The following is a 26,041-nucleotide window of genomic DNA, read 5'->3' as shown; positions in this document are numbered from 1 at the left end:
CGATAAACCTGTTCATTTTATCGATGAAAATAAATTCGAAGGTTAAATTTCCCCCTTTATCTAAAGGCTATTTCAGGAAAAGAGCATTGCCAATACCTTTGCTTCAGAAAATAACAAAACAGAACCTGATTTTCATATGAAACAACATATTCTTCTTATCGCTACTTTATTAAGTTCTTTTGCTGCTGGACAAACAAAAGATTCGGCTAATCAAGTAAAAACTATTGAAACAGTAATGGTAAATGGTAAGAAAGCCTTGGTAGAACGTAAAGTAGACCGTTTAATCTACAATGTACAAAACTCTATGTTGTCACAGGGAAGCAGCGGATCTGAGGTTCTGGCAAGCACACCATTGATTAAAGTAGATGAAGACAAAGGGCTTGTTTCAATTGCGGGGAAAAGCGGTGTTTCCGTTATGGTAAATGACAGAATGCTGAATCTTTCTGGTAATGAACTCGTTAATTATCTAAAAAACCTACGCTCTGAAAACATATTGAAAATTGAAGTCATCACTACCCCACCTGCAAAATATGAAGCGCAGGGAAATAGTGGAATTATCAATATTGTATTAAAAAGGAACATAGATCTTGGGTGGAGTGGTTATTTAAACACATATTATACTCAAAGAACCTATGTCAGCTCTGGAGGTGCAACCGGAATCAATTATCAGAATAAAAAAATAAAGGCGACTGTAAAATTTCAGGGATTTGATACGGCAAAGCGTTCTGTAGAAAATTATCAGATAGTAGGAGAAGAATCTTCTTTCAGCAGGGATGAAAGAAGGGATATGTATAAAGGTCTGGGACTTAATACTAATGTTGATTATTCGCTTTCCGATAAATCTTCTGTGGGGTTCATATATGATATTACAAAAGGGGATGTTGATATGGACATCTATTCTACACAAAATTATTTCACAGGAAACACTCCAACACGTTTAACAGAAACGGATTCTAAACATCGTTCTGCTTTTACCACACAAATGCTGAACACTTATTTTGATCATAAATTCGGAGACCATAAACTGAGTTTTGGTTATAATTATTATGGGAATGTACCGGATACTCAGGTCAATTTTACGACAACGGATCTTTCGGATTATTCTAAACAAACTGTACGGAATTTATCTGCTGTAGATTATAAAATTTCTTCAGCACAAGCAGATTTAACTTTAAATTTCAATAAAATACAGGTAGAAACAGGTGCAAAATACAGTCAGTTTTCCAACAATTCAAATATTGAATATTTTGATCTGAAAAATAATAATTATGAAATTGATCCTGGTAAAACCAATCTGTTTGAATACAATGAAAAAAACAATGCTGCTTATATCAGTGCCAGTAAGGATTTTAATGAAAAATGGTCAGCTAAGGCAGGTATCCGATATGAATATGTACAAACCAACGGTTTTTCTCCGACTACACAATCAAAAACTGAAAACAACTATGGAAAATTTTTTCCTACTGCTTATTTATCTTATAAAGCCAATAGCAGTAATCAGTTCAGCCTTAACTATTCCAGAAGGATAAACCGTCCTAGTTTTCATGCTTTAAATCCATTCAGATGGTATTCCAATCCTAATAATTATACTACAGGAAACCCTGAATTACAGCCATCTTACAATGATAATATTGAATTTAATTATATTTTTAAAAATAAATTTTCTACCAATCTCTATTATCAGAAAACCACGAATAATTTTGGTCAGATCTTATTTCTTAATGAAGAATCTGTTACCAGCAGCTATTATAATTATTCCAATCAGAACACGTATGGTATTAATTTAAATTACACCGATACATTTTTCAAATTCTGGGAAAGTAATATCTCTACTTCTTTCAGTTATAATGAAACACAGGTTGTGAAGTTCAACTCTATACCGAAAAACGGACAGTCATTTTATTATTCTTTAAAAAATACATTTCAGCTGAATAAGGCTAAAACCTTTTTCCTGTTCGTAAATTATTGGGAAACATTACCTTCCAGGGATGGAGAAACCTATCAGAAAAACATGGGTAGTCTGGATGCTGGAATCAAAATGAGCTTTATGGAAAAAGTCTTACAGATTAATCTTTCAATAAATGATATTTTTAAACAAAGCCGATTTATAGGAGATTCTTATTATACTAATAATACTCAGTCATTTAATAATTATTGGGATGCCAGACGACTTACCCTAAGTGTAACTTATAATTTTGGAAATCAAAAGGTAAAATCCAATAGCAGAGCCGTTAATTTTGAAGAAAAACAAAGGGCACAATAAACAGAAAACTTTTAACCTTCTCTATATAAAAAACTAATAACCATGAGAATTTTTAATTAACAAGAGAAGTTCATAGGTTGGAGGCCGGAAGAAAAAAACTTCCGGCTTTTCAGCTTTGAATTCTGTTAATTGTATTTTACACCAGATCATCTCCTTCCTTTATTCCTCAAAACACATAGAAAGATGATTTATAAACGAATAATGAGAAATCTAATCCTGAAGACGGGCAAATTATCTATGTATCTGTAACAAAATTTCTTTTTCAGCGTCTAACCGGATAGTAGTAATACATTATGAAAAAAACTATATTCGCTTTATCGCTTTTAAGTTCTGTGTTTATTTTTTCACAGGAAAAAGGCAAGAATACAACCAATGAAAAACAAATTGACGGGATTGTCATTACTAAAACTAAAAAAGCCGTTGAACAAAAGGCAGACCGTACGGTTTTTGACTTTTCTGAACAACCTCAACTGAACAATGGAAACGTTCTGGAAGGAATAAAAAAACTTCCGGGGCTAGTGGCAACAGATATTGCAGGAATGATGTATCAGGGAAAAATGCTTGATGTTTTTCTTAACGGAAGACCTCTAAATATTACTTCCAATGAGCTCAATTCCTTTCTTGAAGGTATGCCGGCAAATTCAGTAGAGAAAATTGAAGTGATCACCCAGCCAGGAGCAGAATTCCCAGCAACATCAGGTGGTGCCATTATGAATATTATTACGAATAAAAATGCCAATAAATATTTAACGGCTACTTATTCCGGGAATTATTCATTCTCCAATTATGACAAATACAGAAGCAGAACCACAAATTCCATTAATTTAAATGCCAGAAATAAGCTTTTCGGATGGCAGCTGAACGTAGGACAAAACTATCGCGAAAGTATGCTGAACAGTCAGCAGGATGATATTCTGAACAGCAATACAGACAGATTTGCCCGTACTTATTTTGCGAAAGCAGGGGTAACTTTTGATCTTGGACAAGACAGGTTATTGATGAACTACGATATTTATCATAACAACAATGATAATTATACTTTAAGTGATGGTAAAGGAGATAGAACTATTGACAGAACTATTCCCGCTGGTTATTATATCAAAAATTATACTTTTGGATCTTCAGATATTTCCCGCACAAACTCAGTAAGACAGGAGGCTGTGGTAACCTATCAGAAGCGTTTTTCAGATAAGTCTCAAAAACTTGATTTTCAGTTTGGCTATACAAAGGCTTACACAAAGTTTGGGCAGGATAATGTATTGTTTGACAAGACCTTTGAAGCGTTTCCAGGTCACTCCGAAGAACGTTTACCAACAACTACTCTGGGAAATGTTTTAAATAATAATTCTGATATGAGAATTGCCAACTTCAAGATTGACTATTCTCAACCTATTAAACTTCTTGATGGCGGAAAACTAAGTACAGGAGGGTTATATGAAAGGCAGGATTATGATACAGACAGCTTTGGACTTATGAATTTGGATTATCAGAGACAAACTGCTTCTACCTATTTAGAATTTCAGGCTAAATTGAAGAAATTTGATTTTACATTAGGAGCGAGAGCCGAAAATTATGATATTTCGGGAATCACCAGATTTTATAATGAGGAAGGAAAAGTAGTTGAAAAGAACCTTACTCCTTTCAATAGGTTTAAATTCTTCCCTAATGCCAGCATCCAATACAGCCTGATGAATCAGGTATATGTATCAGCCAATTATAACAAAAAAATCAGCTTACCAAGTATTTCTGCCTTAAATCCAAACAACACGACATTTGGAGGACCGAATACCCAGATAACAGGTAATGCCAATCTTCAGCCAACTATTTTTAACAATTACGAGTTGAAAATTTCTGCCTTTGATTATGCATTCATCGGATATAGTGTAAGTGCAGCAACTGATCAGGTAGCACAAATCGTTAGAAAGGACGGTAGAAATCTTTACAATCAGCAAATGAACATCTCTAATATGAGAATTCATAACTTCAATGTAGGGCTTCCTATTCCGTTTATGCTCTTCAGTAAGCCACTAAGCGAAGTGATGAAATTCAACTTTAACCCTGATAAGATCAACTTCATGTATCTGTATGCAGGATATCAGAAGCATGAGATTGATAACCTCAACAATAAAGGGTTTTGGATCTTTAACCTGATGACTCAATTGATCCTTCCGAAGGAAATCAATATGAATGTAAATTATAGTTATATAACACCGAAAGGAGGATATTTCTATTTTACTGCAGATAAGCCATTCAATAATTCACTGAATATCACGCTTACTAAAAAGTTTATGGAGAAGCGCCTGACAGTATCAGTATTTGCTAATGATATCTTCAATAGCCAAGTGATGCAGGCATATTCCAACCCACCTCAGGGAGAAAGAGCTTTGCTAAGAACCAAATTTGACTCAAGAAATTTCGGAGTTTCTATTAATTATAAAATTCCGACGAAAAATAAATTAGCAAAAGAGGATGCCAGTATCCTGAATCAAACCAAGAAAGAAGATAATGGTGGGGTAATGCAACAAGGGCAATAGATTTTAAATGATAACCAAAAATGAGGCAGTGATAATTATTACTGCCTCATTTTTATTTTGCTTGATTTCATTTTATCTCACGCAGATTTTTTCTTCATGAATTACAACACCCGCATTAATATCTACGGAATTTGTATGATCAGCTAGAAGCAAAAATCAAATCCATTTTAGAATTCTAAGGTTTGAAATCTCCAATTCAGTGTATCAATCAATGTTAACTGATTAAGATTTACAGGAAGATCTGTAATCATTTTCAAAGTTTGAAGTGCCATCATACTCCCAACAATTCCTGGTAAAGCCCCAAGAACTCCTAAACTATCACAATCTGGTACCTCTTCATCGAAAGGTGGCTCAGGGAAAAGATCCCGAAGATTTTTACTCCCTTTATGATTGAAAACAGCAACCTGTCCGGAAAAGCCTAAAATACTTCCATAAACCAATGTTTTTTTCAACTCTACACAGGTATCATTCACCAAATATCGTGTTGTGAAGTTATCTGATCCATCTACAACAATATCATACTGTGAAAGTATTTCCGAAGCATTAGAAGTATCAATTTTTTGTTCAATACTGATTACTTTAACCTGGTGATTAAGATTTTTAACGAAAGTTTCTGCGCTTTTTACTTTCAGTTCTCCTACTCTGCTTTCATTATGTATAATCTGACGGTTCAGATTATGAAGTTCCACATGATCAAAATCCGCAATGCCTAAGGTTCCAACTCCTGCTGCAGCAAGATATTGAATAACAGGACTCCCTAAACCTCCTGCTCCTATGACAAGTACTTTGGAGTTGATAATTTTTTTTTGCCCTTCTAAGCCTATTTCATCAATAAAGATCTGGCGGCTGTATCTTTTAAAAATATCTTCTTGCATTTCGCACTATACTATTTAAACACCACTATAAATAGAATCCCAATCCTTCATCACCGGATCATACCCTGATTTTTTAATCATAGATTTAATTTCCTCCATGCTTCGTTCATCGCTGGTTTCAAATTGTTCTAGAGATTCTTTATCTACAGCATATCCACCCGGATTGGTTTTTGATCCCGCACTCATTGTGGTAGCTCCCAGTGAAACTATGTGATTCCTGAATGTTTCATTTTCCCTTGTGGATATTGATATTTCAAGGTCTTCGTTCCAAATCCTGTAAGCACAGATCAACTGTAACAAATCTTTATCTTCCATAATAAAATTAGGTTCAATAATCCCTTCTGCCGGTCTGAGTCTTGGAAATGATACTGAAAATTTGCTCTTCCAGTACTGTTTCTGAAGGTAATCAATATGAAGTGCATTGAAAAAACTATCTACCCGCCAGTCTTCCAGTCCAAGTAGCACTCCTAAGCCCATTTTGTGGATTCCAGCTCTTCCTATTCTGTCAGGAGTTTCCAGGCGATAATGGAAGTTTGATTTTTTACCTTTCGGATGATATTCTTTATAAACATCCTGATGATAAGTTTCCTGATAGACCAATACAGAATGTACTCCTTCTTCATGAAGCAGCTTGTATTCTTTCTCTTCTAAGGGCTGTACTTCAATAGAAATATTGGAAAAATGAGGTCTTAATAAACGAACTGCATTCTGAAAGTAAGGAACTCCTACTATTTTATTTGCTTCCCCACTGACAAGTAAAACATGATTAACTCCCATTGATTTTAAAACAGAAGTTTCTATCATCAATTCTGAATCGGTAAGCGTTTTTCTTCTGAGATTATTATCAAGGCTGAAGCCACAATAAGTACAAATATTTTGACATTCATTACTCAAATACAATGGGGCATACAGCTGAATGGTCTTTCCAAATCGTTTCTGGGTAAGGGCTCTTGTCATAGCAGCCATCAGTTCCAGCTCTTGTGAAGCTGCCGGTGAAAGCAGATTCAGAAAGTCATCCATTGTTTTATTTCTTCTCTGGAGACTGTTTCGAACCTCGGAAATGCTTACTTTTTCAAGTCTGGTTTTTACTTCATTCCATTGGTATAGCTCGAAAACCTCCTTAAAACTATTCATTATTATGATTTTTATTCAAACAAAAACGAAGTTAGCGGACTTGAAGCTTCTGCATGATCAGCAATCGCTCCCAGACCAGATTCAAAGGCTCTTCTTCCGGCAATTACTCCTTCTTTAAAAGCAACAGCCATATTCACAGGATTTCTGGCAACAGCAATTGCTGTATTGACAAGAACGGCATCTGCTCCCATTTCCATAGCTTTGGCTGCATCTGAAGGGGCACCAATTCCTGCATCTACCACTACAGGCACGTTACTTTGACTGATGATAATTTCTAAGAAGTCTAAGGTTCTTAATCCTTTATTTGTTCCAATCGGTGCTCCTAAAGGCATCACCACAGCTGTCCCAGCATCTTCTAGACGTTTGCATAAAACCGGATCAGCATGAATGTAAGGCATCACTACAAATCCAAGCTTAGCAAGTTCTTCTGTTGCGTATAAAGTTTCAATAGGATCTGGAAGTAAATATTTCGGATCCGGATGAATTTCCAGCTTTACCCAGTTGGTTTCCAGAGCTTCTCTTGCCAATTGTGCTGCCAATACCGCTTCTTTTGCTGTTCTTGCTCCGGAAGTATTAGGTAAAAGATGAACATGGGTACCTTTCAATGAATCCAGAAGGTCGTCTTCTTCTGACTGAGCATCAATTCGTTTCAATGCCATTGTCACCATATTGGATTCTGAAGCTACAACTGAGGCTGCCATATCCTGAAGACTTCCGAATTTTCCTGTTCCTAAAAACAATCTTGATTCAAAGGTTCTGTCTGCTATTATTAATTTTTGATTATGCATAAATCATTGCTTTTTTAAATTCATTAATGATGGTTGGTTGGTTTGTAATTTGCCCCGATACCGCCACTCCATAAATTCCTACTTCCTGTAAAGGCTGAATATCTTCAAGAGCCACTCCACCGATGGCAAATATTTTAGGAATCTCTATTGATTTTTCCTGTAAATGATTAATAATTTTCTGATACCCTTCAAATCCAAGAACAGGACTTAGTTTTTCTTTGGTCACTGTAAATCTCAAAGGTCCTAAACCTATATAATCACAGGATTCATCTATTCTTTGAAGAATGTCTGAAATGGTATTAGCAGTTCCTCCAATGATTTTATTTTCACCTAAAATAAGCCTTGCTTCTTTGATAGAGCCATCACTTAATCCTAGATGAACTCCATCAGCATCAATAGTTTTTGCCAGTTGTGCATTATCGTTGATGATACAAACCGATTGGTATTCTGAACAAAGCTGCTTAGAAGTTTCACAAAGACTGATCAAGTCATCTTCCGGTGCATTTTTCCAGCGGATTTGCACCCATTTTATTCCGTTATCAAGAGCCTTTCGGATATTGAGTTCCTGCTCCTGCATTGTCTTTCCCTGTGAGATGTATTGTAATTTTTCCATAGGTTCTATGAATGTGTTCCCAATAAAGAGGGATTACTTTTTAAAAATTTTTCAATATATAATTTGCCATTTTTACAGGCTGTCTCCATTTTCACTCCTTTGGCAAGTTCTCCTGCAATGGCTGAAGAAAGGACACATCCTGAACCGTGTTTGGGATAGTAATTAAAATCCCCGTCAGTTGGAACCAGATATATTTCTTTTTCTCCTTCAACTAAAACATCCGTTCCCAAACGATCTTCTCTGTGCCCACCTTTGATCAGAATCGAACATAGATTTTCACCTGACAAAAGACTACCATCTTTTAAAACCAAGTATTCATTATAGTTCGGGGTGATGAGATTTATCTTATTCAAGGTATTCTTTAGCAGAGGAAGTGTTTCAAGATTAAAAAAAGTGAATTCCGATGTGCTCTTCAAAACAGGATCCCACACAATTTGAGTTTCATTATTACAAGCTTTAACTGTATTTACAATTGCTTCTAAAAATTCAGCATCTTTTACAATTCCTATTTTCACTACGGAAACAGAATAATGATTCATCAATACTTTAATTTCCATTGTGATTTCATCAATCGTTCGCCATTCTAAGCTAAAGCATTGATCGGCAGTCTGCAAAGTAAGGGCGGTACATACTCCTAATCCCATTACCCCAATCTGTTCAAGGGTTTTGCTATCTGAAAGTAATCCGGCACCTCCACTTGGATCAAAACCTGCAATACTTATGACAAAAGGACGTTCTTTCTGCATTTTCTAAAAATGTTTAATGGTTCATCACTCTCCCAGACTGCTCCCAACAAAGCCACTCCATCTGCTCCAAGATCAAATACCTCCTGAATATGGTTTTCATCAATGCCACCTAAAGCAATCAGCTTCACATCCGGATTATTTCGTTCTTTTAAACTTTCCTTCACTGTTGAATCTGTTCCATATTCTTTTTTGGAAATACTTGGAAAGAATGGGCTTATAAAGGCATATTCCCATTCTTTTCCCAAAGTATTAAAGCTTTGAATCTCATGTACAGAAGTAGAAATTATACTTTTATTTACAAAAGATTGATATTTCTCCTGTTTACGATCTTCTTCCCTAAAGTGAAATCTTGAAACTCCATATTGCTTCCCAAGATCATAATGGCTGTGCATTACCAATTGAGGATGAAAAGCTTCATCAATACGGTTGATAAAACCAATCATTTCGTCCTCATTGATCCAGGGTTTCCTGACGTGAAGCAAGTCCAGACCTTCATGAAACATTTCATTGATGGCTTCCGATTCGTTTGAAATTATTGTTTCAGGAGTGATAACGAGTATCATATATAAATTTCCTTTCCTTTTTCAATAAATTCCTGTGACTTATCAAACATTCCCTGTTCTGCAGATTCACGGATTTCCTGCGTGATCTTCATTGAGCAGAATTTCGGTCCGCACATTGAACAGAAATGGGCAATTTTAGCTCCGTCAGCAGGAAGTGTTTCATCATGATAAGCTCTTGCGGTATCTGGGTCTAACGAAAGATTGAACTGATCTTCCCATCTGAATTCAAATCTTGCTTTACTTAATGCATTATCTCGGTATTGTGCTCCTGGATGTCCTTTTGCTAAATCTGCGGCATGAGCTGCTAGTTTATAGGTAATTACTCCCACTTTTACATCGTCTTTGTTCGGAAGTCCCAAATGTTCTTTTGGCGTTACATAACAAAGCATGGCACATCCGAACCAACCTATCATTGCTGCCCCGATTCCTGAAGTAATATGATCATAACCAGGTGCAATATCTGTGGTTAAAGGTCCCAATGTATAGAAAGGTGCTTCGTCACACACTTCCAGTTGCTTCTCCATGTTTTCTTTAATCATATGCATCGGAACGTGACCGGGACCTTCAATCATCACCTGTACATTATGTTTCCATGCAATTTTTGTCAGTTCACCTAAAGTTTCTAATTCCGCAAACTGAGCCGCATCATTAGCATCCGCAATAGATCCCGGACGTAAACCGTCACCTAAAGAAAATGCTACATCATACTTCTTCATGATCTCGCAAATCTCCTCAAAATGAGTATATAAAAAGTTTTCTTTGTGATGATAAAGGCACCATTTTGCCATAATAGATCCCCCTCTGGAAACAATTCCTGTCACCCTGTTTGCTGTCAGATGAATATACCTCAATAAAACTCCCGCATGAATCGTAAAATAGGAAACTCCCTGTTCTGCCTGTTCTATTAAGGTATCTTTAAAAACCTCCCAAGTCAGATCCTCCGGGACTCCTTTTACTTTTTCCAATGCCTGATAAATCGGGACAGTACCAATAGGAACCGGGCTGTTTCTGATGATCCATTCTCTTGTTTCATGAATATTCTTTCCTGTTGAAAGATCCATAATAGTATCTGCTCCCCATCGGCAAGCCCAAACTGCCTTCTCTACTTCTTCATCAATACTTGATGAAACAGCACTATTTCCGATGTTTGCGTTGATTTTTACCAAAAAGTTTCTTCCGATAATCATTGGCTCACTTTCAGGGTGATTAATGTTATTCGGTATAATCGCTCTTCCGGCAGCAATTTCATCTCTTACAAATTCCGGAGTGATTTTACTTTTAGGAGTATTGGCACCAAAACTATTCCCGATATGCTGGCAAGCCATCTCTTTCGGAACAGAATTAAGCTGCTCGATTCTTTGATTTTCTCTGATGGCAACATATTCCATTTCGGGGGTAATGATTCCCTGTTTTGCATAATAAAGCTGGGTAAGCTCTTTTCCTTCCCGTGCTACTTTCGGTTTATGATCGTAGGAGAAACGTAATTCATCAAGTTTAGGATCTGCTAAACGTGCTTTTCCGTATTCTGAGGTAATCCCGCCCAGGATATTAACATCTTTTCTGTCCAGAATCCATTTTTCTCTTATTCTTGGAAGTCCTTTTTGGATATCTATTACTGCATTTTCATCAGTATAAGGACCAGAAGTGTCGTAAATAGTGACCGGAGCGTTTTCTTCAAAATTTCCGTTGGTAAGCTTTGTAGGACTAAGCTTTATTTCACGCATTGCTACATTGATAGGATGAATTTTTCCTTCAACATAAATTTTCTTTGAGTTCGGAAATGGCGAACATGTGATTGAATGAGCCATAATATTGGTATTAAGTATGAGAATTAACCACCTTGAGTGGCAGTAATGATTAAAACTGAATCGTTGTTGTTAAGGAATGTTTTCGCCCAGGCAGATAGCGGGACGATGCGATTGTTGAGTGCTACAGCAATACCTTTCTTTTTTCCAGGTAATTCCATAGCCAATAATGCTTCCAGATTTTCAGGAAGTACATCGAATGTTTTTCGGGTGTGGTTGATTATAAGTTCCATTCCTAATGATTTAAATATACTTTAGGAATGGCTATTATTGTACAATAGAATGTACAGCAAAAGTCATCTACTTTTCCCTACGCTGGTATAATCCAGATCAGGTTCAAAGGGTAAAGTCTCAGTCTGTAAAAACAGACACCCCTAAAGTGTGGGACGAAGTTAGGTATTTTTTGAGAATGGACAAAATCAAATTTGCAGAAACAAAAAATCCCACTCAATGAGTAGGATTTTTATTTTATTCTTCACAAGCTCTCCAGATCGCATCGTTCTGCGGAACAGGAGCTATAATTTCAATTTCTTCTTTGGTAACAGGATGAATGAATTGTAATTTTCTTGCATGAAGATTTATTCCTCCATCCGGATTAGATCGCGGAGCCCCATATTTAAGATCTCCTTTAATCGGAACTCCGGTTTTGGATAACTGGGCTCGGATCTGGTGGTGTCTGCCGGTTTCAAGATCAATCTCAAGAAGCAGATAGTTATCCAATGCTTTTATCACATTATAGGTAAGGATCGCTTCTTTTGCTCCTTCCGTAGCTTTCGAGAACACAATAGCTTTGTTATTCTTCTCGTTTTTCTTTAAATAATGAACCAGCCTCTGAGTCTGTGGAATCATTTCTTTTCCCACAACTGCCCAATAGGTTTTCTTTACCTCACGGTTCTTAACCATCTGAGTAAGGCGAGAAAGCGCTTTGGAAGTTTTTGCATAGATCACCAAACCTGAAGTAGGACGGTCTATACGATGAACCAAGCCGAGAAAAACATTCCCCGGCTTAGCATCTCTTATTTTTATAAAATTCTTTATTGATTCTAAAAGTGATTCATCGCCGGTCTTGTCACCTTGTACAAGCTGCCCGACTTTTTTATTGACCACCAGAAGATGATTATCCTCATATACAATCTGCTCCTTCATAACTGCTCAGACTATCTGTTTCTGCTTCTATTGGACATTGAAAGAATAATCCCCGCCAAAAGACCAATTGTTTTAAGGGCAGAAAGATTTGATGAATCTGGTAAAAATGCACCTACTACACAAATTCCTGCTGCTGCATACATTGCATACATGAAATTTTTATTAGTAAGCAATGGCGCCTGAATAAAGAAACTTGCCCCTATTAAAACATAGAATACCTTTCTTGAAAGTAAATGATTGATATCCGGAGAAAATAAATTAAACCAGCCAATAGCTAAGCAAACTAATGCTGCAATAGATAAAATTCCCTGAATAGATTGTTGTTGGTTCTGCATGAATTAATAACTTTCGTTTTGGTTTGGAAAATCTACGTTCTTTACGTCTTTCACATATTGAGAAACTGCTCCTGTAATTTCAGTATAAAGATCTAGATATCTTCTTAAGAATTTAGGACTGAAACCCTTGTTCATCCCTACCATATCATGATATACAAGCACCTGACCGTCACAGTCTGCACCAGCTCCGATACCAATGGTAGGAATAGAGATACTTTCAGTCACTTTTTTAGCTAAATCTGCTGGAATTTTCTCTAAAACAACAGAAAAACATCCTAATTCTTCTAAAAGCTGTGCATCAGCAATAAGTTTTTCAGCTTCTGCTTCTTCTTTTGCTCTTACTTTATAGGTTCCGAATTTATAGATCGATTGTGGAGTCAATCCCAAGTGTCCCATTACAGGAATTCCGGCATTGATGATTTTCTTAATAGATTTTGAGATTTCTTTTCCGCCTTCAATCTTCACGGCATGAGCACCTCCTTCCTTCATCATTCTGACCGCAGATTCCAATGCTTTTTCAGGGTTACTCTGATAAGTTCCGAAAGGAAGATCTGCTACTACCAAAGCTCTGTCAGTTCCTCTTACCACACTTTGCGCATGGTAGATCATTTGGTCTAAAGTAATAGGCAACGTAGTTTCAAAACCAGCCATTACATTTGCCGCAGAGTCTCCAATCAAAATAGCATCTACTCCACCTGCATCTACCATTTTTGCCGTGGTAAAGTCATAGGCAGTAAGCATTGTTATTTTTTCCTTGTCGAATTTCATTTTACGCAAGGTTTCAGTTGTAACTTTTTTAATTTCAGAGTGAACAGACATAATTTATCTATTTTAAAAGTTAAAAAGTCGGCACTGAGCCGACTTAAGTTTTGTATGATTTTTATAAAACTACGTGACCGAGTTTCATGAGTTTGTCGTGATTCAGAATTTTGATATTTCTTCCGTCAACTTCAATCAAGCTATCCTGTTTGAATTCGGAGATCAGACGAATGGCACTTTCTGTAGCTGTACCGATAATATTAGCAATTTCTTCTCTGGTTAAGGAGATTTTAATAAAACCTTCAGGATCTACTCCCAGCTTCTGTTCTAAAAGCAGTAGTATTTCCGCAAGTCTTTCTCTCACTGTTTTCTGAGCAAGGAATGTAATGGTATTGGAAGATTCTCCTAATTCGTATGAAATTTTTTGAAGCATTACGAAAGATAACTGTGGGTCTACCTCCAATAGATACATGAAAATATCTGCTGGTAAGAAAACACATTCAATATCCGTCATTGCTTCAGCTTTTGCTTGGAAGTTTTCTCCACAAAGCAAAGAACGATAGCCGATGATATCCCCCTCTTTGATAAATCTTAAAATCTGATCTTTTCCAAAAGCTCCGGATTTTGAAAGTTTAGCGGCTCCTTTTTCCAGAACAAACACTCCCCTAGGAGTTTCTCCGTCCTCGAAAATAGTATCGTGTTTCTGAAAACTCAATCTTTTTTTACCGTTAATATATTTTTCAAAATCTGCGCTAGAAAGTCTTTCCTTAAATGATTTATCATTAAAAACTCTGGCGAACCTCTCTTCAATTGCTATCTGTTGTTCCTGCGGCATGTTTATATGATATTTATCACAAAAATAGAACTTTTTAACTCGATAAACAAAAAAAATTGTTATAATTTTGTAGTTCAATATTTTAGGGAGGTGAGCGAGAACTGTTTTCATTGTGGTCAAGGTATAGAAAAAGAGAGAATTTTGTTTGATGAAAAGACTTTCTGTTGTAACGGATGTAAATCTGTTTATGAAATTCTGAACACAAATAATTTAAGTAATTTCTATGAACTAAATAAGGGTGCCGGAATTCGTCCGAGTGATGAAAGTTCTACCCAGTTCGATTATCTTGACACTCCGGAAATCTTTGAAAAAGTAACGGATTTTTCTGAAGGGAACACCAGTCTTGTCACATTCAAAATCCCTGTAATCCACTGTTCTTCGTGTATTTGGCTATTGGAGAGTCTTCATACCCTGAATGACCATATTAAATATTCACAGGTTAACTTTACGAGAAAGACCTTACAGGTTTCATTCAATCATAAGGATTTAAAACTAAGCGAACTAGCTAATTTTTTAACCAATCTGGGATATAAGCCTGTCATCAGTCTTGAAACTGCTGAAAAAAATGTTGATCATCTCGATAAATCTCTTCTTGTAAAATTTGCCATTGCAGGTTTCGCTTTTGGAAACGGAATGTTCTTGGCATTCCCGGAATATGTAGGTGGTGAAGATTATTGGATGGAGCATTATAAAGGTCTTTTCAGAGTTTTGATGTTCTTACTGGCATGTCCGGTTGTATTTTACTCCGCATCAGATTACTATAAATCCGCTTGGTACGGATTAAAAAATAAAATTGTCAACATTGATGTTCCAATCGTATTGGGAATCTTTGTCCTTTTCGGAAGAAGTATTTATGAAGTAGCGACTGATTACGGTCCAGGATATTTTGATACTCTTTGTGGGCTTTTATTCTTCATGCTAATGGGGAAACTTTTCCAGAAAAGGACTTACAGCGCTCTTTCCTATGACAGAGATTATAAATCGTTTTACCCAATTGCTGTAACAAAGGTAGATTTTGATGGAAAACAGGAAAACATTCTTCTTTCCGAGATAAAAGTTGGTGACAGAATTTTAGTTAGAAACCAGGAAATCATTCCGGTAGACGCAATTCTTATCAACGGAGAAGGAAATATAGACAACAGTTTCATTACCGGAGAAAGTGAAAGCATCAGCAAACAACCCGGAGACAAAATTTTTGCCGGAGGTAAGCAGGTAGGGTCATCTTTAGAACTTGAAGTTATTAAAGATGTAGACCAAAGTTACCTTACCCAGCTTTGGAATAAGGAAGCTTTCAAAAAGCACGAAACGGGTCTTGACACACTAACGAATAACATTAGTAAATATTTCACATTCATTATTTTAGGTATCGCACTGATTTCCGGAATCTACTGGGCATTCATCGATTTGGAGAAAATGTTCCAGGTCATTTCAGCAATTCTTATCATTGCCTGTCCATGTGCGCTTGCTCTTTCTGCACCGTTCACTTTCGGTCACATTATGAGGATTTTAGGTAGAAATAAATTCTACGTAAAAGACACTTTAACGATTGAGAAAATCGCGAAACTGGACACTATTGTTTTTGATAAAACAGGAACAATAACTCACAGAAAGAAAGCCAATATCAAATACGATGGCACTGCAATTCAGGAATTTGATTTACTGAATATCAAAAGCTTATTAAAAAACTCAAACCACCCGCTTTCCAAGTCACTTTATGACTTCATTGAGGTCAATGACGATTATTTCCCAGTTGAAAACTTTCAGGAAATCTCAGGCAAAGGGTATCTTGCCAGCGTAAGAGGAAATATTTATAAAATCGGTTCTGCCCGATATAATAATCAGGAGCCAAAGAATTTAGAAACAGCTGTATATATCAGTAAAAATGATGAATTCTTAGGTAAGTTCATTTTCAAAAATGAGTACCGACCAAAGCTTAAAGATTTATTCCAAAAACTAACCAACTACAAAATATTCATTCTGAGTGGAGACAATTCCTCAGAGGAAAACCAGCTTAAAGAACTTATTCCAAATTACAAAGGAATGGCTTTCAACCAAAGTCCGGAAGATAAGCTGAATTACATCAAAGATCTTCAGGATCAACACATGAAAGTAGCAATGCTAGGTGACGGATTGAATGATGCCGGTGCTTTAAAACAAAGTAATGTAGGGATTGCAATTGCTGATGACACCAATAGCTTTACCCCATCGTCAGATGTCATTATGAATGGGGAAAAAGTAGTCACTCTTGACAATTATCTGAACGTCTGTAAAGGTTCAATCACGATTGTGAAAATGACATTTATAATCAGTTTTCTTTATAATATTGTTGGGTTAAGTTACGCTGTTACAGGACATATGCATCCTCTCTTCGCTGCCATAATCATGCCAGTAAGTTCTATTACTGTTGTTACCTTCACTACAGTTTCAACATGGATACTGGGTCGCAAATACTTCAAAAAACAGGCTTAAACGCCCTTATTTAGACTGATTTTAAATTAGCTGAAATCGGCATTTCGTGATGAATGTCATTATTTTTCACTAAATTTGAACCCCGAAAATAGGTTAATTTTGTTGTCCAATGGATATTCTATATTTAATGATCGTCTGCAGTGTTTCTTTAGCTGCGATCTTCTTGGTCGTATTTATAGTGTATGCCAAAAAAGGGCAGTTTGAAGATGATGAGTCTCCTGCTGTCAGAATCCTTTTCGATGACGAACGAGTTAAAGAAAAAGATGAAAATGGCGACAAAGATAAAGACGAAAAAGAAATAGGAGAAAATAATAAAAATTGAGAAAAATAGTGAATAGTTGATATGGAAACACAAAAGTTTAGTTATGACAACAGTATTGTCCGTGCGTTCCTCTATGCAACCATTATCTTTGGTTTCATAGGATTTACGTTTGGGCTTACGGCGGCATTAATGCTTTTCTACCCTGAATTACCAGAGTTCTTTTTCGGAACGGATGACACAACCATTAAAAGTTTAGCATCGGGTAATATTCAAGGTTTAATAAACACTCATGGTGCATTCGGTTTTGGTAGAATCAGAATGCTACACACAAATACCGTGATCTTCGCGTTCGTGTGTAATATCGTTTATGTAGGAGTGTATTACTCTACGCAGAGATTATTGAAGACAAGAATGTATAGTGATACATTATCTTGGATCCACTTCTGGACTTGGCAGTTTATGATCGTTGCTACGTTCATTACCTTCTTTATGGGTATTAATACTTCTAAAGAATATGCTGAGCACGAATGGCCAATTGATATTTTAATTGCTGTCTCTTGGATCATTTTCGGGGTAAACATGATTATGACTATTTCGAAGAGAAGAGTGAGACACCTTTATGTTGCCATCTGGTTCTATTTAGGTACTTGGGTTGCAGTAGCAATGCTTCACATCTTCAACAACCTTGAGGTTCCATTATCATTCTCTGGCTGGAAGTCTTATTCTGCATATGCAGGAGCAAAGGATGCCATCGTACAATGGTGGTATGGTCACAATGCAGTAGCATTCGTATTGACAACTCCGGTTCTAGGTTTAATGTATTATTTCTTACCAAAAGCAGCAGACAGACCGGTATTCTCATATAAGCTGTCTATTATTCACTTCTGGTCATTAATCTTCGTATATATTTGGGCTGGTCCTCACCACCTTCAGTATACAGCTCTTCCGGCATGGGCACAGGCAGTAGGAACAGGTTTCTCTATCATGCTGATTGCACCGTCTTGGGGAGGTATGTTAAATGGTCTTCTTACTTTAAGAGGAGCTTGGGATAAAGTAAGAGAAAATCCTATCCTTAAGTTCTTCGTAGTAGCTGTTACTTGTTATGGTATGGCAACGTTTGAAGGACCGCTTTTAGCAACTAAAAACATCAACAAAATTGGTCACTTTACGGACTGGGTTATCGGTCACGTACACTTAGGAGCTCTTGGATGGAATGGTTTCATGGCATTCGGGGTTATCTATTACTTGGTACCAATTATGTGGAGAACAAAAATTTGGTCTGTAAAATTAGCTAACTGGCATTTCTGGTTAGGTACATTAGGAATCATTTTCTATGCAGTACCAATGTATATTTCAGGATTCACACAAGGATTAATGTGGAAACAATTCAACCCGGACGGAACATTATTATGGAAAAACTGGTTGGATACTGTAACTGCAATTATTCCTTACTTTAAAATGAGATTCTTAGGAGGGTTATTCTATATTTCAGGAGCTATCCTAATGATCATTAACGTAATTGCTACAGTAAGAAAAGGTTCATTCCAGAAAGAAGTTCCTGCAGAAGCACCTGCTTTAGCAAATATCGGAAACAAACGTAAAGAAGGAGAAGGATTCCACCTTTGGTTGGAAAGAATGCCAATGCTTTTAACAGTATTATCATTATTTACTATCTCAATCGGAAGTATGGTTGAAATCATCCCTACTCTATCTCTTAAGAAAAGTGTACCTACCATTTCAGCAGTGAAGCCTTATTCTCCGCTTGAATTAGAAGGTAGAGATATCTATATCCGTGAAGGTTGTAACGCTTGTCACTCTCAGATGATCAGACCGTTCAGAGATGAGATTACAAGATTTAACGGTAAAAACGGACAGTACTCTAAAGCAGGGGAATTTGTATATGACAGACCGTTCCTATGGGGTTCTAAGAGAACAGGACCGGATTTACATAGAGAAGGAGGTAAAAACCCAAGTTCTTGGCACTACAAACACATGTATAACCCAAGATCTACATCTGCAGGTTCTATCATGCCTCGTTACCCTTGGTTAATTGCTACAGACTTAGACAGATCTAAAATGGTAGATAAAATGAAGCTAATGAAGAATACATTTGATGTACCTTATACAAAAGCTCAAATTGACTCTGCTGACAAGTGGGCAAACAACCAATCGGCTAAAATTGTAAAAGATATCTTCTCTGAAGCAAATGACTTGAAAGAGGCTTATGCTAAGAGACCTCAGGGAGAATTAGAGAAAAAAGAAATCGTAGCTCTTATTTCTTATCTTCAGAGATTAGGAACTGATATTAAAACAACTGAAATTAAAACAGCAAGTAATAACTAAAAACATTAAAGATCAGTATGATTCCTCAGAATTTTAAAGATATATTATCCAATACAGAAAATGCTGGCTTCTACCAGACACTGGCTCTGATTTTCTTTATGCTGTTCTTCGTTGCTCTGATAATTTATGTTTTTAGCAAGCCTAAGAAATATTACAAAGAGGAAGAAGAAGCTCCCCTTGGAGAGGATGAAGACGACGATTTTAATTTAAAAAATTAAACTATTTTTTATGAAACAAAGAACACCTGTTGTTGTAAACATCTTGATAATAATCGGACTTTTAATAGTTTTTTATTATTTGTTTGTGCAGAGCTACGCGTTCCTAGCTTCGCCTTACTTCTGGGGAACTGTTGTGATTGGAAGTATTCTTGCCTTCATCCACAGTGCTATTGGAGATTTGATTGAAAACAACAAATTCAAAAAATTATCTCCGGAAGAGAAAGCTGCTTATCTAGCTGAAAAGAAAATACCTTTCTTCAAAAGAATGTATGCTGCAGCATTCAAAAAGCAATCTGATACAGAGGAAAAAGATATCCTTATCGACCACGGATTCGATGGAATCATGGAGTTGGATAATCAATTACCAAAATGGTGGGTAGGTTTATTCTACTTTGGGACTGCTTTTTGTATTGTATATATTGCCGCTTATTCATTTACAGATTTCGCTCACCCGTTAAGCGAATATGAAAAGGAATACAAAGAGCAAATGGCTAGCATTGCAAAATATGAAAGCGAGCAACCACCTGTAACAATTGAAACAGCTAAGTATTCAGCTGATAACATTGCAGATGGTAAAGAATTATTCAAAACAAACTGTGCATCTTGTCACAAAGAAGACGGTAGTGGAGGTATTGGACCAAACCTTACTGATAACTATTGGATCAATATGCCAGAGAAGACTTTATTCAAGAACGTATTCCATATGGACTGGAACGGTTCTCCTACTAACCCTGCGATGAGAGCATTTGGTAAGAACGGAGAAGTTTCTGGAGCTGAAATTGAAAAGATTGCAGCGTATGTATATCACATTAACCAGGAATTACCACCAGTGACTCAGGCTCAAGGAGGAGCTGCTCCTCAAGGAACTGAAGCACATTGGGAAAAAGAATAATTTAGAAAATTAGAAACATATGAAAAAAACATAATTTGTTATTACCTTAAAAATAGTAACGAATTATGTTTTTTCTTTTTTAAACACATTACAATATGTCAGACATAGAAGAAATAGAAGTACGCGGCGGACAGGGACAGGTTCTGGACCCTGAGACTTACAGAGATTCTATAGGGACAATGGAGCAATCCGGTAAAAGAAGATGGGTATTCCCTAGAAAACCAAAAGGGAAATACACCAACTATAGAAACATTGTAAGCTATCTACTATTAATTATTTATTTCTCACTACCATTTATCAAAATCAATGGTAATCCATTGTTATTGTTCAATGTAATAGACAGAGAATTTTTCATCTTTGGACAGCCTTTCTATCCACAAGACTTTTTTATCCTTACTTTAGGTGCCATCGCATCTTTAATTTTTATTATCGTTTTTACGATTGCATTCGGAAGAATTTTCTGCGGGTGGATTTGCCCTCAGACAATTTTTATGGAATCGATCTTCCGTAAAATAGAATATCTGATTGAAGGTGACCGAAACAAGCAAATGAAGCTGGACAGACAGGAGTGGAACAGCGAAAAGATCTGGAAAAGAACTCTAAAATGGTCTGTTTATATTGTTATTTCATTAATCATTACTCACTTCATGTTCATGTATATCGTGGGCTATGAAGAGGTATTCAAAATTGTATCGGAAGGACCTTTTGCACATCCTACCAATTTTATTGTAATGATTCTTCTTACCGCTGCCTTTTACTTTGTATTTGCATGGTTCAGAGAACAGGTATGTACATTGGTTTGTCCATACGGAAGACTTCAGGGCGTATTGATTGATAAAGATACCATCAATGTTTTCTATGACTTCAAAAGAGGAGAAAACAGATCAAAATGGAGAAAAGGAGAAGATAGAAAAGCAGCCGGAAAAGGAGATTGTATCGATTGTCATCAGTGTGTGGTAGTTTGTCCTACAGGAATCGATATCAGAGACGGGCAGCAGCTGGAATGTATCAACTGTACAGCTTGTATAGATGCCTGCGATGAAGTAATGGAGAAAGTAGGTCTTCCAAAAGGATTAATCAGATATGCTTCTGAAAACGAGATTGAAAAAGAAATTCCTTTTAAATTTACAGGAAGAATGAAAGGATTCACGGTATTCTTATTTCTTTTAGTAGGCTTCTTAGGATATCTTCTTTACAGCCGAGGTGAAATGGAAGCAAAATTCATTAAACCTGCCGGAAGTACATTCTTTGTAAAAGAAGGACAAATTATCAATACGTATAATTACACATTCCTGAATAAAACCAACGAGAAGAAAATCGTTACCATTAAAGTAATTGCTCCTGCTCATGGTGAGATCACTTACAGTGCATCGAGTAAAATTCAGGTAGACAGAGATAAAATTTCCAAGGGAACCATTAATATCAGCTTCCCAGAAGATGAAATGAAACTTTCCAAACAGAATATCACAATCGGGGTTTACGATATGAAAGGAAACCTTGTGGATTCTTATCAGACATATTTTGAAGGACCATTCAAACTACAATTTTAATTAAAAGAAATGAAGAACTTTAGTTGGGGACACGGTGTTGTAATTGCATTATTTGCATTCATAGTTTTTATATTATCCATGATGTTTCTATTCCCGAACGGGCAAAAGAACTCTGAAATGGTAACAGATAATTATTACGAAGAAGAATTACAGTACCAGGATGTAATTGATGCTAAGAAAAGAGCTGACGAACTACAGGAAAAACCTGTATACAGCCAGGATACTAATGGAATTAAAATCACTTTTCCACAAGAAAATACAACTTCTAATACTACGGTAAAATTTGTTTTAAACAGAACCGACGACCAGAATTTAGACATCAAAAAATCTGTAGATCTTGATGCCAACCATACTTTTATAATCCCTGCACAGGTATTGAAAATGGGTAACTATACCTTAAGATTGAGTTGGACAAAAGACAAAACAGACTATCGAATGGATTATGACGTGATATGGAAATAGGACTTATTGTATCGGCTATTGCTTTAGGCTTTGCTTCCGGTTTTCACTGTATCGGAATGTGCGGACCTATTGCTTTATCGATGGGATTAACTAAAAAACAGGCTGCCAATTTTTATCTTCAAAATCTTACCTACCAATTTGGAAGGATCTTTACCTATTCATTATTAGGTGCCCTTTTAGGAATTATAGGTCAAGGGTTCGAGATGGCTGGCTTTCAGAAGTACCTGACCATTACTGCAGGTGTTTTGCTTATCATTATGGCTGTATTTTCATTTGGAGGAAAGGATTTTGCTTCGAAGATTCCCTTTTTATCCAAGTTTTTATATTCTGTAAAAACGAATCTTGGACGTGTACTTCAAAAAGCGGATTACCGTTCCAGATTTACTACAGGTATTCTAAATGGCTTTTTACCCTGCGGAATGGTTTATATGGCACTTACCGCAAGTCTTGCAGGTGGAGGAATATGGCAGGGAGCTTTATATATGGCTTTATTTGGCTTGGGAACCCTTCCTTTCATGTTTGCCATCGTTTTGGCTGGAAATCTCATGAATCAGGCTTTCAGAACAAAAATTTTAAAAGCTGTTCCGATCATCATGATCATTTTAGGAGGTCTTTTCATCCTTAGAGGTTTAGAATTAGGAATTCCTTACGTTTCTCCTAAAGCTGAATCTATGACTGTTTCAAAAGGTCTTAATGAATCTGTCAACTGTCATTAAACAGAATTTACATCTACCATGAATAAAAGTATTTTATTATTTTTAATAAGCCTTTTTGTACTACAATCCTGTAGCATCAATTCTGAAATTGTCTATCACAAGAATGCCACGTCATCATCTGTTACTGATATTGATATGAAACAATTCATCTCTGAGATGAAAGCAATGACTCCCGATTCTTTAAAAAATGACAATGAGTTCAGCGATATGAACAAGTTTCCTTCTACCTGGACAAGTCTTTACGAACTAGAACAAAAAAATAAAGAAAAAAAGACTACAAATCCTGATCATATCAGAATCATGAAAAAGATCTTCATGAAATCTAACAAAGAAAATGATCAGCCTACAGGTCTCTCTTTAAAAACCGAGAATCTAACTCAAAATGACTATCAGCAGCTTATTAATTATACCCAAAAGGAGAAAATACCCGTTGAACAGAATATATTTAACCTATGGGATGGAAAAACACTTACAATTGACACTGAAAACTTTAATCTAAAATATTTTGAAGGGGCAATGTCAGCAAAAGGATCTGCAGACTCACAGAATGTAGCAAGTATGATGACAACCTTCTTAAAAGGAATCACTACTATACTTAAGTTTGAGAACAAAATTAAATCCGTTACTGGAAAACATGATTGGCTGCAACAAATTGATGAGTATACTATAAAGATTGATTATGATATCAAAGCAAAGTATGATAAAGATACAAAGCTTAAAAATGCAGATAAGAAAATAATTGTTGTAACAGAATAAAAAATAAACCTCTCTGAATATCAGAGAGGTTTATTTTTTATTCATTACTCTTCGAAAAGTTTTAATATCCAGATTTAAAAATCCTCTTCCAAAACTGAAAGAGGATTATATATACTTATAAATGTATTCTTAGTTAATCAGATCAAATCTTGCATATTCAGCAATCTTCTTAGGAAGCTTGATACCTTCCGCAGTCTGGTTATTTTCAAGTAACGCAGCCATGATTCTTGGCAATGCCATTGCAGATCCGTTTAGTGTGTGAACCAGTTGAGATTTCCCATCAGCTTTGTAACGGCACTTTAATCTGTTCGCCTGGAACGTCTCAAAGTTTGACACTGAACTTACTTCTAACCACATTTCCTGTGCAGCACTCCATACTTCAAAATCATAGGTCATTGCAGCCGCAAAACCTGTATCACCACCACAAAGTCTCAACACTCTGAAAGGAAGCTCAAGATCTGTAAGGATTTCTTTGATATGCTCTACCATTTCTTCCAAAACAGCATAAGAATTTTCAGGTTTTTCAATTCTTACAATCTCTACTTTTTCAAATTGGTGAAGACGATTCAAACCTCTTACGTGAGCCCCGTAACTTCCAGCTTCTCTTCTGTAACATTGAGAAAAAGCTGTATTCTTAATTGGAAGATCTTTTTCATCCAATAAAACATCACGGTAAAGGTTCGTTACAGGAACTTCAGCAGTAGGAATCAAATATAAATTATCTTCGTTGATATAATACATTTGTCCTTCTTTATCAGGTAATTGTCCTGTTCCAAAACCAGATGCTTCATTCACAACGTGAGGCGGGTTAACTTCTGTATATCCTTTTTCAACATTTTTGTCAAGGAAATACTGAACCAATGCTCTTTGTAATCTTGCACCTTTTCCTAAATAAACAGGAAAACCTGCCCCAGCGATTTTTACTCCTAATTCAAAATCGATAAGGTTATATTTCTTAGCAAGTTCCCAGTGAGGAATAGCACCTTCACCAAGACCTTCTACTGTATGAGACTGGAAAATATTCTCATTATCATCCGCAGAAGCACCGTTTTTCACCAATTCATTTGGAATGTTTGGAAGTTGATACAAAATATTCAATAATTCTGTTTCCTTTACTTCCAGTTGAGTTTTCAATTCTGAACTCGACGATTTGTACTGTGCTGTTTTAGATTTTGCTGATTCCGCCTCTTCTTTCTTTCCTTCCTTCATTAAAAGTCCAATTTCCTTGGAGATTTTATTGATCTCGGAAAGCTGGGAATCTAATTCAAATTGGATTCTTTTTCTTTCTTCGTCAGTAGCAATAGCTTCATCTACCAACTCAAGATTCTTGAATTGTCTTTTTTTAAGACCTTCTAAAACGCGTTCCTTATTGTCGCGTAAAAAATTGACTTGTAACATTTTATTTAGATGTTAAATATTATATTTAGCTTAATATAAGCTAACAATTTTACAAATTTAAAATTATTTTGTGATAGTAACGTTATTAATCCAAGCCGGATTATCCGCTTCCTTCGAAAATACAGGTTTTTTATTGTAAAAAACTTTTGAAACCTGAAATAAATTTGGAGAATTACGATAATGAATTTCAAGAGTATCTATAGTTGACTCAGGTTTATTATCAACGGTTTTCGTTAGAGTAACCCTCATTCTTGAATAGTAAGTAGTTCCTGCAGAATCAAACTTTTTTCTTTTTGCCCCTGCTATATATTCCAGATAATACGTAGAATCCTGTCTCATTTTAAGCGCAAACGTATTCACTGGAGAGTCATCTTTGTCACCTAAAAAATCATTAACAGAAAAACTGCTGTAAGAACCGTTTTTTTTGGCGTTCAACAAATCCTGATTGGTTGTTGATTTCATATAGATATTCAATACCTGATCAATTCTTTGCAAAGATTCATCATCCTGACTACAGCTTGTCAGTGCAAAAACAATCACTAATATTCCAAAAACAATGTTTCTCATAGCGCAAAGATA

25 protein-coding genes and 1 riboswitch are annotated in these 26,041 nt (G+C 36.1%); of the genes, 11 read left to right on the top strand and 14 right to left on the bottom strand.

What is annotated here, in order from left to right; translation table 11 throughout:
• Positions 1–136: 136 nt before the first annotated feature.
• The gene (locus BW983_RS17910) at positions 137–2,263 is read left to right on the top strand and encodes a TonB-dependent receptor domain-containing protein (protein WP_076553248.1); all 2,127 of its coding nucleotides are present in this window, start codon (positions 137–139) and stop codon (positions 2,261–2,263) included.
• Positions 2,264–2,556: 293 nt separating this feature from the next.
• Positions 2,557–4,797, top strand: coding sequence for an outer membrane beta-barrel protein (locus tag BW983_RS17905; RefSeq protein WP_076553247.1), 2,241 nt, complete (start codon positions 2,557–2,559; stop codon positions 4,795–4,797).
• 167 nt (positions 4,798–4,964) lie between these two features.
• Here BW983_RS17905 and BW983_RS17900 read toward each other — a convergent pair whose 3' ends face one another.
• From BW983_RS17900 to BW983_RS17845, 12 genes are all read right to left on the bottom strand, one after another.
• Entirely contained in the window at positions 4,965–5,672 is a 708-nt protein-coding gene (locus BW983_RS17900; RefSeq protein WP_076553246.1) for a HesA/MoeB/ThiF family protein, read from the bottom strand.
• Positions 5,673–5,687: 15 nt separating this feature from the next.
• On the bottom strand, positions 5,688–6,806 hold the full coding sequence (thiH, locus tag BW983_RS17895; protein WP_076553245.1) for a 2-iminoacetate synthase ThiH: 1,119 nt from the start codon (positions 6,804–6,806) through the stop codon (positions 5,688–5,690).
• Positions 6,807–6,817: 11 nt separating this feature from the next.
• Entirely contained in the window at positions 6,818–7,594 is a 777-nt protein-coding gene (locus tag BW983_RS17890; RefSeq protein WP_076553244.1) for a thiazole synthase, read from the bottom strand.
• Positions 7,587–8,207: a thiamine phosphate synthase gene (locus BW983_RS17885; protein WP_076553243.1), complete on the bottom strand. Its 621-nt coding sequence runs from the start codon at positions 8,205–8,207 to the stop codon at positions 7,587–7,589. Before BW983_RS17885 ends, BW983_RS17890 begins: the two co-directional genes overlap by 8 nt.
• 5 nt (positions 8,208–8,212) lie before the next feature.
• On the bottom strand, positions 8,213–8,953 hold the full coding sequence (locus BW983_RS17880) for a hydroxymethylpyrimidine/phosphomethylpyrimidine kinase (RefSeq protein ID WP_076553242.1): 741 nt from the start codon (positions 8,951–8,953) through the stop codon (positions 8,213–8,215).
• Positions 8,926–9,516 (bottom strand): thiamine phosphate synthase, encoded by a 591-nt coding sequence (locus BW983_RS17875; RefSeq protein ID WP_076553241.1) that lies wholly within the window; start codon positions 9,514–9,516, stop codon positions 8,926–8,928. The genes BW983_RS17880 and BW983_RS17875 overlap by 28 nt, the downstream gene beginning before the upstream one ends.
• Positions 9,513–11,324, bottom strand: coding sequence for a phosphomethylpyrimidine synthase ThiC (gene thiC / locus BW983_RS17870; protein ID WP_076553240.1), 1,812 nt, complete (start codon positions 11,322–11,324; stop codon positions 9,513–9,515). Before thiC ends, BW983_RS17875 begins: the two co-directional genes overlap by 4 nt.
• A gap of 23 nt (positions 11,325–11,347) precedes the next feature.
• Positions 11,348–11,554 (bottom strand): sulfur carrier protein ThiS, encoded by a 207-nt coding sequence (gene thiS / locus BW983_RS17865; RefSeq protein ID WP_076553239.1) that lies wholly within the window; start codon positions 11,552–11,554, stop codon positions 11,348–11,350.
• A gap of 57 nt (positions 11,555–11,611) precedes the next feature.
• Positions 11,612–11,707, bottom strand: a riboswitch (TPP riboswitch).
• Between the two features lie 82 nt (positions 11,708–11,789).
• A complete protein-coding gene (locus BW983_RS17860; RefSeq protein ID WP_076553238.1) occupies positions 11,790–12,467 on the bottom strand; it encodes an RluA family pseudouridine synthase in 678 nt (225 codons plus the stop codon).
• 11 nt (positions 12,468–12,478) lie between these two features.
• A complete protein-coding gene (locus BW983_RS17855; RefSeq protein WP_065396422.1) occupies positions 12,479–12,802 on the bottom strand; it encodes a hypothetical protein in 324 nt (107 codons plus the stop codon).
• A gap of 3 nt (positions 12,803–12,805) precedes the next feature.
• Positions 12,806–13,621, bottom strand: coding sequence for a 3-methyl-2-oxobutanoate hydroxymethyltransferase (gene panB / locus BW983_RS17850; protein WP_065396421.1), 816 nt, complete (start codon positions 13,619–13,621; stop codon positions 12,806–12,808).
• 61 nt (positions 13,622–13,682) lie between these two features.
• Complete coding sequence (locus BW983_RS17845) at positions 13,683–14,396, bottom strand: Crp/Fnr family transcriptional regulator (RefSeq protein WP_076356973.1); 714 nt, start codon at positions 14,394–14,396, stop codon at positions 13,683–13,685.
• Positions 14,397–14,486: 90 nt separating this feature from the next.
• On the opposite strand from BW983_RS17845, the gene BW983_RS17840 reads away from it, so the two are divergent.
• The 9 genes from BW983_RS17840 (at position 14,487) to BW983_RS17800 (ending at position 24,064) form a co-directional block, all read left to right on the top strand.
• Positions 14,487–16,865 carry a heavy metal translocating P-type ATPase gene (locus BW983_RS17840; protein ID WP_076553237.1) on the top strand — a complete coding sequence of 793 codons (2,379 nt, stop codon included), beginning with the start codon at positions 14,487–14,489 and terminating at the stop codon, positions 16,863–16,865.
• A 109-nt stretch (positions 16,866–16,974) separates the two neighbouring features.
• Positions 16,975–17,187 (top strand): cbb3-type cytochrome oxidase assembly protein CcoS, encoded by a 213-nt coding sequence (gene ccoS, locus BW983_RS17835; protein ID WP_065396418.1) that lies wholly within the window; start codon positions 16,975–16,977, stop codon positions 17,185–17,187.
• A gap of 21 nt (positions 17,188–17,208) precedes the next feature.
• On the top strand, positions 17,209–19,470 hold the full coding sequence (gene ccoN / locus BW983_RS17830; protein WP_076553236.1) for a cytochrome-c oxidase, cbb3-type subunit I: 2,262 nt from the start codon (positions 17,209–17,211) through the stop codon (positions 19,468–19,470).
• Between the two features lie 17 nt (positions 19,471–19,487).
• Positions 19,488–19,688 carry a cbb3-type cytochrome c oxidase subunit 3 gene (locus BW983_RS17825; protein ID WP_076553235.1) on the top strand — a complete coding sequence of 67 codons (201 nt, stop codon included), beginning with the start codon at positions 19,488–19,490 and terminating at the stop codon, positions 19,686–19,688.
• Between the two features lie 10 nt (positions 19,689–19,698).
• A complete protein-coding gene (locus BW983_RS17820; RefSeq protein WP_076553234.1) occupies positions 19,699–20,580 on the top strand; it encodes a cbb3-type cytochrome c oxidase N-terminal domain-containing protein in 882 nt (293 codons plus the stop codon).
• A gap of 95 nt (positions 20,581–20,675) precedes the next feature.
• Complete coding sequence (ccoG, locus tag BW983_RS17815; protein ID WP_076553233.1) at positions 20,676–22,130, top strand: cytochrome c oxidase accessory protein CcoG; 1,455 nt, start codon at positions 20,676–20,678, stop codon at positions 22,128–22,130.
• 9 nt (positions 22,131–22,139) lie between these two features.
• A complete protein-coding gene (locus BW983_RS17810) occupies positions 22,140–22,592 on the top strand; it encodes a FixH family protein (RefSeq protein ID WP_076553232.1) in 453 nt (150 codons plus the stop codon).
• Positions 22,583–23,308 carry a sulfite exporter TauE/SafE family protein gene (locus BW983_RS17805; RefSeq protein WP_076553231.1) on the top strand — a complete coding sequence of 242 codons (726 nt, stop codon included), beginning with the start codon at positions 22,583–22,585 and terminating at the stop codon, positions 23,306–23,308. Before BW983_RS17810 ends, BW983_RS17805 begins: the two co-directional genes overlap by 10 nt.
• Before the next feature lie 18 nt (positions 23,309–23,326).
• Positions 23,327–24,064 carry a hypothetical protein gene (locus BW983_RS17800; RefSeq protein WP_076553230.1) on the top strand — a complete coding sequence of 246 codons (738 nt, stop codon included), beginning with the start codon at positions 23,327–23,329 and terminating at the stop codon, positions 24,062–24,064.
• A 129-nt stretch (positions 24,065–24,193) separates the two neighbouring features.
• On the opposite strand, the gene serS is transcribed toward BW983_RS17800, so the two are convergent.
• Together serS and BW983_RS17790 are read right to left on the bottom strand one after the other, a co-directional pair.
• Positions 24,194–25,462 (bottom strand): serine--tRNA ligase, encoded by a 1,269-nt coding sequence (serS, locus tag BW983_RS17795; protein WP_076553229.1) that lies wholly within the window; start codon positions 25,460–25,462, stop codon positions 24,194–24,196.
• 63 nt (positions 25,463–25,525) lie between these two features.
• Positions 25,526–26,029, bottom strand: a complete 504-nt coding sequence (locus BW983_RS17790) for a hypothetical protein (RefSeq protein ID WP_076553228.1) — start codon at positions 26,027–26,029, stop codon at positions 25,526–25,528.
• Between the last annotated feature and the right edge of the window lie 12 nt (positions 26,030–26,041).

Origin of the sequence: Chryseobacterium ureilyticum, assembly GCF_900156735.1 — a bacterium.
GTDB lineage: Bacteria > Bacteroidota > Bacteroidia > Flavobacteriales > Weeksellaceae > Chryseobacterium > Chryseobacterium ureilyticum.
Note: the sequence above shows the minus strand (reverse complement) of the source record. Positions and strands in the feature narration are given on the sequence as shown.

Excerpts from the sequence above, each read along its gene's own strand:
- BW983_RS17910 (WP_076553248.1), top strand. The coding sequence starts at position 137 with ATGAAACAACATATTCTTCTTATCGCTACTTTATTAAGTTCTTTTGCT.
- BW983_RS17905 (WP_076553247.1), top strand. The coding sequence starts at position 2,557 with ATGAAAAAAACTATATTCGCTTTATCGCTTTTAAGTTCTGTGTTTATT.
- BW983_RS17900 (WP_076553246.1), bottom strand. The coding sequence starts at position 5,672 with ATGCAAGAAGATATTTTTAAAAGATACAGCCGCCAGATCTTTATTGAT.
- thiH (WP_076553245.1), bottom strand. The coding sequence starts at position 6,806 with ATGAATAGTTTTAAGGAGGTTTTCGAGCTATACCAATGGAATGAAGTA.
- BW983_RS17890 (WP_076553244.1), bottom strand. The coding sequence starts at position 7,594 with ATGCATAATCAAAAATTAATAATAGCAGACAGAACCTTTGAATCAAGA.
- BW983_RS17885 (WP_076553243.1), bottom strand. The coding sequence starts at position 8,207 with ATGGAAAAATTACAATACATCTCACAGGGAAAGACAATGCAGGAGCAG.
- BW983_RS17880 (WP_076553242.1), bottom strand. The coding sequence starts at position 8,953 with ATGCAGAAAGAACGTCCTTTTGTCATAAGTATTGCAGGTTTTGATCCA.
- BW983_RS17875 (WP_076553241.1), bottom strand. The coding sequence starts at position 9,516 with ATGATACTCGTTATCACTCCTGAAACAATAATTTCAAACGAATCGGAA.
- thiC (WP_076553240.1), bottom strand. The coding sequence starts at position 11,324 with ATGGCTCATTCAATCACATGTTCGCCATTTCCGAACTCAAAGAAAATT.
- thiS (WP_076553239.1), bottom strand. The coding sequence starts at position 11,554 with ATGGAACTTATAATCAACCACACCCGAAAAACATTCGATGTACTTCCT.
- BW983_RS17860 (WP_076553238.1), bottom strand. The coding sequence starts at position 12,467 with ATGAAGGAGCAGATTGTATATGAGGATAATCATCTTCTGGTGGTCAAT.
- BW983_RS17855 (WP_065396422.1), bottom strand. The coding sequence starts at position 12,802 with ATGCAGAACCAACAACAATCTATTCAGGGAATTTTATCTATTGCAGCA.
- panB (WP_065396421.1), bottom strand. The coding sequence starts at position 13,621 with ATGTCTGTTCACTCTGAAATTAAAAAAGTTACAACTGAAACCTTGCGT.
- BW983_RS17845 (WP_076356973.1), bottom strand. The coding sequence starts at position 14,396 with ATGCCGCAGGAACAACAGATAGCAATTGAAGAGAGGTTCGCCAGAGTT.
- ccoS (WP_065396418.1), top strand. The coding sequence starts at position 16,975 with ATGGATATTCTATATTTAATGATCGTCTGCAGTGTTTCTTTAGCTGCG.
- ccoN (WP_076553236.1), top strand. The coding sequence starts at position 17,209 with ATGGAAACACAAAAGTTTAGTTATGACAACAGTATTGTCCGTGCGTTC.
- BW983_RS17825 (WP_076553235.1), top strand. The coding sequence starts at position 19,488 with ATGATTCCTCAGAATTTTAAAGATATATTATCCAATACAGAAAATGCT.
- BW983_RS17820 (WP_076553234.1), top strand. The coding sequence starts at position 19,699 with ATGAAACAAAGAACACCTGTTGTTGTAAACATCTTGATAATAATCGGA.
- ccoG (WP_076553233.1), top strand. The coding sequence starts at position 20,676 with ATGTCAGACATAGAAGAAATAGAAGTACGCGGCGGACAGGGACAGGTT.
- BW983_RS17810 (WP_076553232.1), top strand. The coding sequence starts at position 22,140 with ATGAAGAACTTTAGTTGGGGACACGGTGTTGTAATTGCATTATTTGCA.
- BW983_RS17805 (WP_076553231.1), top strand. The coding sequence starts at position 22,583 with ATGGAAATAGGACTTATTGTATCGGCTATTGCTTTAGGCTTTGCTTCC.
- BW983_RS17800 (WP_076553230.1), top strand. The coding sequence starts at position 23,327 with ATGAATAAAAGTATTTTATTATTTTTAATAAGCCTTTTTGTACTACAA.
- serS (WP_076553229.1), bottom strand. The coding sequence starts at position 25,462 with ATGTTACAAGTCAATTTTTTACGCGACAATAAGGAACGCGTTTTAGAA.
- BW983_RS17790 (WP_076553228.1), bottom strand. The coding sequence starts at position 26,029 with ATGAGAAACATTGTTTTTGGAATATTAGTGATTGTTTTTGCACTGACA.